This window comes from Kosakonia oryziphila (assembly GCF_900094795.1).
Taxonomy (GTDB): Bacteria; Pseudomonadota; Gammaproteobacteria; order Enterobacterales; family Enterobacteriaceae; genus Kosakonia; species Kosakonia oryziphila.
Genome location: NZ_FMBC01000129.1, coordinates 1 through 1,058, shown reverse-complemented (window position 1 = coordinate 1,058; position 1,058 = coordinate 1). Strand labels below are relative to the sequence as shown.

Here is a 1,058-nt window from a genome sequence, read left to right as displayed (position 1 = left end):
TAACTACCGTCTGCGCGGCTGTGCGTCAGCTCTACCAGCAACCGACTCAGTCGCCAGTACTGCACGCTGTAACCCTGCTGGCAGGCGTTGTTGCCCAGAGCGCAGCCCACATAAGTTTTGCCGCAACCGCAGGGGCCGGTTATCAGCAAGTTCTGCCCCCTGACCACCCATTCGTTCTGGCTTAGCTGAGCGATCCGCGAACGCTCCAGGTTTCTCGCTGGCTGGTAGTCGATGTCGTGGACCGAGGCTTCAAGCCTTAGCCGGGCTTTTTGTAGCAGGCGTTTCTGTTTACGCTGATCCCTTTCGAGAGATTCGCGCGTGACCAGCAACGCCAGTCTTTCCCTGAAGGAGAGCTCTTCGTAAGTGCCGGGTTGCTCCATCTGTGAGGACAGCGCCGCCGCCATTCCCGTCAGTTTCATTTCTGTCAGCTGTTTCATCAGCGTGTGTGGCATTATCGGGTTCCTTGTTTCAGTGGAAGTGGCGTGGACCACGGATGTTTTCATGTTCCTGAGGAAGCTCCTGGGACGTATGCAGATCTTTGTCCGCCGGAACCAGGTCGCGGTTATTCTTCAGGATCGACTTTATCTGCTTCAGTCGGGTTAACCCCTCTGCATTGGCCAGCCGACAGCTGTTATTGACGCGCTCAGCAGGATATTCACGCGTCAGGCTCAGCAGTCCCAGACACAGGCGATAGGCCTGTTCAGGATGCGCTTTTTCTGCCAGACGCCCGCTGATCCACGTGAAGGTGTCGGAGCCTACACCGGCCGCCCAGCTTTTCAGCCGCTCTGGCGTCCACTGTTGATGATGACGATGGCGCTCCGGCATATGCTCTGCTGCGGTACTGTTGCCCGGATGAAGGCGGCGTGGGTGACTGGCTATCATCTGTCCGTCAGACCAGACTTCAAGCAGGTTGTCGAAGGCATGAAGCTCCACCGTTTTACCGACGTGCTGATGGGGTACTGAGTAATGATGCTGTTCATATTCAACGTGGTAATCGATATTCACTTTCGCTTTTTTGATATGCCTGTAGCGCCATGGCTGTACCGGTAACGGTCTGA

2 protein-coding genes are annotated in these 1,058 nt (G+C 56.0%); both read right to left on the bottom strand.

Annotated features, from left to right (window positions below; genetic code table 11):
• A partial coding sequence (locus tag GA0061070_RS24495) for an ATP-binding protein (protein WP_139109847.1) occupies positions 1–452 on the bottom strand: 452 nt, incomplete at its 3' end.
• Between the two features lie 16 nt (positions 453–468).
• Positions 469–1,058, bottom strand: a 590-nt coding sequence (locus GA0061070_RS25300) for a Mu transposase domain-containing protein (RefSeq protein ID WP_425256074.1), incomplete at its 5' end; no start/stop codon positions are given.